The sequence below is a fragment of the Pseudomonas sp. 05N434 genome, from assembly GCF_056396965.1.
In genome coordinates, this window is record NZ_JBFTMK010000366.1 from 1 (window position 1) to 6,819 (window position 6,819).

The 6,819-nt window shown below is 58.1% G+C and carries 5 protein-coding genes and 2 pseudogenes; 1 reads left to right on the forward strand and 6 read right to left on the reverse strand.

Going from position 1 to position 6,819, the window contains the following annotated elements; translation table 11 throughout:
* Positions 1 to 182: 182 nt before the first annotated feature.
* The 6 genes and pseudogenes from AC1DLB_RS20670 to AC1DLB_RS20695 form a co-directional block, all read right to left on the reverse strand.
* Positions 183 to 971 (reverse strand): hypothetical protein, encoded by a 789-nt coding sequence (locus AC1DLB_RS20670; RefSeq protein WP_477744424.1) that lies wholly within the window; start codon positions 969 to 971, stop codon positions 183 to 185.
* A 159-nt stretch (positions 972 to 1,130) separates the two neighbouring features.
* A pseudogene (locus AC1DLB_RS20675) lies at positions 1,131 to 1,845 on the reverse strand (CopD family protein).
* A 3-nt stretch (positions 1,846 to 1,848) separates the two neighbouring features.
* Positions 1,849 to 2,232, reverse strand: a complete 384-nt coding sequence (gene copC / locus AC1DLB_RS20680; RefSeq protein ID WP_018928122.1) for a copper homeostasis periplasmic binding protein CopC — start codon at positions 2,230 to 2,232, stop codon at positions 1,849 to 1,851.
* A gap of 55 nt (positions 2,233 to 2,287) precedes the next feature.
* A complete protein-coding gene (locus tag AC1DLB_RS20685) occupies positions 2,288 to 3,178 on the reverse strand; it encodes a copper resistance protein B (RefSeq protein WP_477744425.1) in 891 nt (296 codons plus the stop codon).
* Positions 3,179 to 3,188: 10 nt separating this feature from the next.
* The gene (locus AC1DLB_RS20690) at positions 3,189 to 4,997 is read right to left on the reverse strand and encodes a copper resistance system multicopper oxidase (RefSeq protein WP_477744426.1); all 1,809 of its coding nucleotides are present in this window, start codon (positions 4,995 to 4,997) and stop codon (positions 3,189 to 3,191) included.
* A 146-nt stretch (positions 4,998 to 5,143) separates the two neighbouring features.
* Positions 5,144 to 5,851, reverse strand: a complete 708-nt coding sequence (locus tag AC1DLB_RS20695; protein WP_018928119.1) for a murein L,D-transpeptidase catalytic domain family protein — start codon at positions 5,849 to 5,851, stop codon at positions 5,144 to 5,146.
* 81 nt (positions 5,852 to 5,932) lie between these two features.
* On the opposite strand from AC1DLB_RS20695, the pseudogene AC1DLB_RS20700 reads away from it, so the two are divergent.
* Positions 5,933 to 6,819: pseudogene (locus tag AC1DLB_RS20700) on the forward strand (L,D-transpeptidase scaffold domain-containing protein); the annotation flags it as partial.

Here is a 6,819-nt window from a genome sequence, read left to right on the forward strand (position 1 = left end):
GGGTTTGATTTAAGTATTTTTAAGTCGACATCCACTACTTTCATCACGTCAGCCATTTTCGAACTCCTTTCGATAATTGCGCCGCTTTTTTTCACCTTGGCGCTTGGGTGTCAACCCTTAAGCCTTTGCGCCCTTTAATGATTGAGCGACGCGTCAGCCTATTGTCTTAAAACTATCTGAAACTAGGCGAAGGACACTCTCCGGGTGCTGGGACGTGCGGTTTTGTTTTCATAGAAAGAGTCGAGCTTAGCTTTGCTGATCGTTTCTTCTGCATACAGAATTTCAGCCATCTGGGCTCGTTTTAGCTCTTCGGCGGTTCCGATGAACGCAACTTTGTGCTCGCCATCGTAGCCTCTGACTGACGCTGTATACCCTTCAACGGTGCAGTTATGGTATTCACGTTTCCTCATTGCATCCTTGAATTGTTCGGCGAAGGATTTTGTATCACCCAAACCCAGTGCGCTATGGCATCCGAATATCTTGATTTTTCCCGCATAGCTCTTATTAAGTCCAAATAACACGTCAAAAAATCTTGCCAGTTCTTTGGCGTTGACGGTTTGACCTTTGCCTTTTTCTTCCGAGGACATAAGCACGGAGCTTCCCGGTTCACAATGGCCCAGGACGTAAATTCGATCTCCGTCTCCAATCAGTGTTCTAATAAAACTAACAAGCTGCTCGGCGGCGGGGCCACCGGACACCAGGCAGCCTTTGCTTATGTATTTAGAGATGATTGCCGAAGTTTTTTGTGTCTTGCTCGGGTGTTCCTTTTCTTCCTCATCGTCATCTCTTAATCTTTTTATTCCATCTTCTTTGAAAGAAGGAGATGAATTTTTTGAATCGCTTTCCGAGGGTGGGGGCATTATTCTTTTGGACTTTTCTTTCCAGGCATCAAGCCAGCTTCTAGATATTTCGTCGTAATCCGCTGATTCCTTTGCATTAAAGGGGTTCACCAACGCTAAATTGTAAGCCATCCCGATTTCGCTCCCTGATGTCGAGTGCCCACAGCGGTAAATGCCGCCTCTGACTGTTGACGGTAGTAGGGGATTTTCACCTAGGCAAATAAAGGAGGGCACCGGACGTCGGGGAAGGCGACCTCTTTTGTTACGCGCCTTCTAAAGGTACTTGTGCCCCTACAATTCGCCCATTTTCATCTCCGGACTCAACGTCCCCAACCAGGCCACCAATCCCACGATCAACACCGCCGCTGCCAATTCCACCACCACGCTGCGCCGCAACGCATTGGCGGCGACCGTGTATTGCCCGTCCCGCAACGACCGCTCCAGAAACGGCCCGAGGTGAAACCGGTTCAACGCGGCGAGCACCAGCATGCCGGCAAACAGCACCACTTTGATGAACAGCAGAATCCCGTAAGTGCTGAGAAACACCTCGTCCAGCTTCGGCCCAACGATGAACAGATAATTCACCACCCCCGTCACCGTGATGACCACGACGATGGCCGCGCCAATCGCCTCAAACCGATTAACCGCGCGGGCCAGCAACCTGAGGCGCGCTTCGGTTTGCAGGGCGTTGATCTTCGCCATCAACGCAAACGCCAGCAACGCGCCAAGCCAAGCCCCCGCCGCCAGCAGGTGCAGAATGTCCACCGCGAAATTCGGCGAAGTCCGTTTCACCGCTCATGGCGCTCGCCATCATCACCATGCTGGCGACGGACAACACCGCGCCCAGCACTGCCGTCCCCGCCAGCATCGAGCGGAATGGCAGCACCGCCCCGGACATCCGTTCCTGACCTTTAAGGCTGTACAGCCCAAAAAGCGCTACCCCGAACAACAGCATCAAATCCACATACAACGCAAACCGCAGGGCAATGCCGACCGAGTCGCTCATCAATCACTTCACTTTGAACGTAACGTTGCCGGTGATCGGGTGAGTGTCCGAAGACACGGCGCGCCATTCGACTTTGTAGCTGCCGGTGGGCAGGGGCGAGAGCGGGGTGATGACCATGGTTTTCGGGTCGCTGCCGCCGGAGACCTTGGCTTTCATCGGCATGGGGGAATGGGCCATGCCGGGCATTTCGGTCATGACCAGTTTGGCGCCGGAGAATTGGGTCATGAGGTTTTCGGAGAAGTGCAGTTCGATGTTGCTGGGCGCTGCGCCGTCCGCGCCTTCGGTTGGAGTGGAGGAGAGCAGTTTCGGGTGGGCTTGAGCCAGTGCGCTCATGAGCAGCCCGGTGGAAAGTGCGATGGCGACAGCGGTGGTTTTGATGGTGCGCATGCAAGGCCTCTTACCGCTTTGAGCGGTTGGTTTTTAGGTTTTTGAGTTGAAGTGTTTAGAACCACAGCCGAACGCCGACGACCAGTCGGGCTTCGCTGCGGTCCTCGCCTTCGTCCCTGGCGTAATCGGCGGTTTTGCCGTAGGTGCGGTTCCAGGTCACGCCGATGTAGGGCGCGAATTCCCGGCGGATTTCATAGCGCAGGCGCAGCCCGGCTTCGGTGTTGGACAACCCGGAGCCGATGCCCCGTTGCGGGTCGTTTTTGCCGTAGACGTTGAGCTCGGCGGTCGGCTGCAGAATCAGCCGGTTGGTGAGCAGGATGTCGTAGTCGCCTTCAAGGCGTGCAGCGGTCTGACCGCCTTCGCCGATGAACGCGGTGGCCTCGGTTTCGAAGTTGTACAACGCCATGCCTTGCACGCCGAGCGCGGCCCAGGTTTGCGGGGCGCCGGGTTTGAAGTCCTGGCGCACGCCGGTCACCACGTCCCACCATGGGCTGATCGCGTGACCCCAGAGGGCCTGGACCTCGGCGTCTTCGGTTTTGCCATTGACGCGTTCGCCTTCGGAGCGCAGCCACAGGCGATCGATGTCGCCGCCGATCCAGCCGGACAGATCCCACGCCAATGCGCTGCCGTTATCGGCGTCCTGCCATTCGAGTTTGTCGGCGAGGAAGTAATAGTTGAGCGCACTGTCGTGCATGTCATGGCCGGCGGGGCTGACGAAAACGGCGGCACGGTCGGCGTCGGTCAATGCCGGGATCGGCGTGCGGCTTTGGGTCGGCGCGGCGGGCTGCATTTGCCCGTAATCCTCGCTCTGCATCTGGCTGTGGTCCATGCCCGGCATCTGGTTATGGTCCATGCCCTGCATGTTGTCGGTGGCGGCCATGGCCGAAGAGACCGTGAAGCCGGTGAGTGCCAAGGCGAGGCGGGTAGAGCGATTCAGTCTGGTCATGGGTAGCGCCTCATTCTTCCACGCGAACTTCACGGAACATGCCCATTTCCATGTGGTACAGGAGATGGCAGTGGTAGGCCCAGCGGCCGAGCGCGTCGGCGGTGACCCGATAGCTGCGCTTTGATCCCGGCGGCATGTCGATGGTGTGTTTGCGTACCATGAACTGGCCGTTCTCGTCTTCGAGGTCACTCCACATGCCGTGCAAATGAATGGGGTGAGTCATCATCGTGTCGTTGACCAGCACCACTCGAACCCGCTCGCCGTACTTGAGTCGCACGGGTTCGGCATCAGAGAACTTCACGCCGTTGAACGACCAGGCGAACTTCTCCATGTGGCCGGTCAGGTGCAGTTCGATGGTGCGGTCGGGCTCGCGGCCGTCCGGGTCTTCGAAGGTGCTGCGCAGGTCGGAGTAGGTCAGCACACGGCGGCCGTTGTTGCGCAGGCCGATGCCCGGGTCGTCGAGTTTTGGCGTGGTGCTCATGGCTTGCATGTCCACCAGAGGGTTGTTTTTTTCCGTGTCGGGATGGGATTGCATTCCGGCCATGCCACCCATGGCCATGCTGCTGTGATCCATTCCGGCCATGCTGTCCATGCCCTGCATGTCGCCGCCGTCCATGCCCTGCATGTCACCACCGTTCATGCCTTGCATGGCACCGTGGTCCATCCCCGCCATGTCACCGCCCATGCTGCCGTGATCCATGCCGCCCATGCCCATGTCATCCATGGTCAGCAGCGGTCGCGGATCCAGCGCTGGAATCGGCGCCGACAACCCTGCCTTCACCGCCAGGGTGCCTCGCGCATAACCCGTTCGATCCATCGATTGGGCGAACAGCGTGTAGGCGTCCTGGGTCGGCTCGACAATTACATCGAACGTCTCCGCCACCGCGATGCGGAACTCGTCGACGCTCACCGGTTTGACGTGTTGGCCATCCGCCGCGACCACGGTCATTTTCAAGCCCGGGATACGCACGTCGAAATAGGTCATGGACGAGCCGTTGATAAAACGCAGGCGCAGCTTTTCGCCGGGACGGAATAGGCCAGTCCAGTTCATGTTCGGCGCCTGGCCGTTCATCAAGTAGGTGTAAGTGGCACCGCTGACGTCCGCCAGGTCGGTGGGGTTCATCTTCATCTCGGCCCACATCTTGCGATCGGCCACCGTCGAGCCCCAGCCTTTCTCGCTGACGTCGTGGATGAAGTCGCCCACAGTGCGTTTGTTGTAGTTGTAGTAGTCCGATTGTTTCTTGAGTTTTTTCATCAGGCCGACGGCGTCTTCGTCGGTCCAGTCGGTGAGCATCACCACGTAGTCGCGGTCGTACTGGAACGGCTCCGGCTCCTTGGCGTCGATCACCAACGGCCCGTAAACCCCGGACTGTTCCTGAAAGCCCGAATGGCTGTGGTACCAGTAAGTGCCGTTCTGCCGGACCTTGAACTGGTAGACGTACATGCCGTCCGGTTCGATCCCGTGAAAACTCAGGCCCGGCACGCCGTCCATGTTGGCCGGCAGCAAAATGCCGTGCCAGTGAATCGACGTGCTGTCCTTGAGTTTGTTTTTCACCCGCAGCGTGACGGTGTCGCCTTCACGCCAGCGCAGCAGGGGGCCGGGAATGCCGCCGTTGATGGTCATCGCGGTTCGAGGGTTGCCGGTGATGTTGACCGGGGATTCGCCAATGAACAGGTCGAAGTCGGTACCGGCCAGCACATTCGGTTGGCCGGGGCTGGTGACCGCCCAGACTGGCGTGCGCCACAGCCCGAGGCCAGCGAGCACCCCGCCAGCGGCCAGGCCCTTCACAAAGGTGCGTCTTGAGGTGTTGGAATGCATGCCGTTTTATCCCGTCCGTCAGCCTGATGAAGCCCTCAGGTCCATCCTGAGCGGAAGGAAGAGAACTCAATGGGGAGGAGGCTAACGGGCGGTGCCTTTCAGCAGGCTGAGGCCAAGATTACAGTTTTGACAGTTTCACGCGGTGTTCAAGGACTGCTATTGGACCTGGACGAATCCGCCACGGTGGCGTTACCGCAATTGATATACGAAGAAGACTTCAACCAACGCTGATCCGGGTAGTAAGAAAATAACAACTGCCCATCCTTCATCGAGTCGATCAGCCGATGTGCAATCGCAGGCCTCACTGCAGGGCAGCCGAGACTTCTGCCAATCCGGCCATTGGCCCGCGCCAGGGCAGGGCTGACGTAAGGCGCGCCGTGAATGACGATCGCCCGTTCGAAGGCGTTGTCGTTAAAACCCGGTTCCAGACCTTCCATGCGCAGGGAATAACCGTTCTGCCCGACATAGCTGGATTGGGTACGGTACAAGCCCAGGCTGGTGGCGTAGCTGGCATTCTGATTGGAGAATTGGCTGGCCATGTTCTCGCCACTGTTGCGACCGTGGGCGACCAGTTCATGGAACAACAATTTGCGTTGTTTAAGGTCGAATACCCAAAGACGTTGCACCGTCGAGGGCAGGGAATAATCGATCACTGCGAGTCTCTGCACCGGGGACGTGCCTTGGGCCCGGCTGCATTGGGAGGCGCGAACGGCCAGGGCAATGACTTTGGCGTTGGCATCGGGGGCCGCTTTGACCAAGGCAGCTTCAAGCGAATCGGCGTAGGCTGCCGGTAATGAAAAAAAAGCAGTCAGCAGCAGGGCCGTCATTAAGCAGCCAAAGCGGTGTGGGGCCATATGCAAGTCTCATCTGAATATTTCGAGTCTAGCAGCGCGCACGACGCTAGCCGGTTGAAAACGGAAGATTAAGGATTATCCATGGGGCAGTTAACAAGGTTATTCGTCATAAGCCGCATATTTTTTATGGGCTTTCTGATAAGCGGCACTGCGATCGCGCAAACTTCGCCGATTGAGCCGGCATCTCCCGTTAGCACTGTGGCTGAAGCGGCTCCCGGTGATTATGTCGGCCAAGCGATTCAGGCGGAGTTGGCGCCATTGAGTTCGGCGTTTCCGCCGCTGCTCACCTCGCCGCGTCATCAACGGGTCGATGTGAACCGAGTCGTGCTGGATTTTTATAGCCATCGTGGCTATCGCGCCGCCTGGACGGACGATGACGATGTCGCCCAGTTGTTGAAAAGCTTGGGTGATACCCAGGCCGATGGCCTGAACCCCGCGGATTTCCGGATCGCCGAGTTGGCCGAGGCCCACACGCTGATGCAGACAACCTCCCCAACCCCCGGGCAACGGGCAGCCTTTGATATCTCCGCCACCCGGACGTYCATCACGGCGCTGCTGCAGTTGCGGCGCGGCAAGGTCGACCCTTCGCGGTTGGACATCCACTGGAACTTCGACCCCGCTGGCGTCGATCCTCGGGAGGACGTCAATAAGTTTTTTGCCGCCCTCGATAGCCATGACATTGCGCGCGCCTTTGCCCGCGATGGCTGCTGTACAAACTTCAGGGCACCTTCGTCGTGGTCGATATCGCCGGGTATAAAGTCGCGTTCTATCGCGATGGCAAACCGATCTGGCGCTCACGGGTGCAGGTCGGTAAACCGTTTCGCAGCACGCCGATTTTTCAATCCGCGATCACCTACGTCACGTTCAACCCCACCTGGACCGTACCACCGACGATTCTGCTCAAGGACATGCTTCCGAAGATTCGCGACAATCCTGGTTACCTTGAGGCAAGCCGGATTCGCGTGATC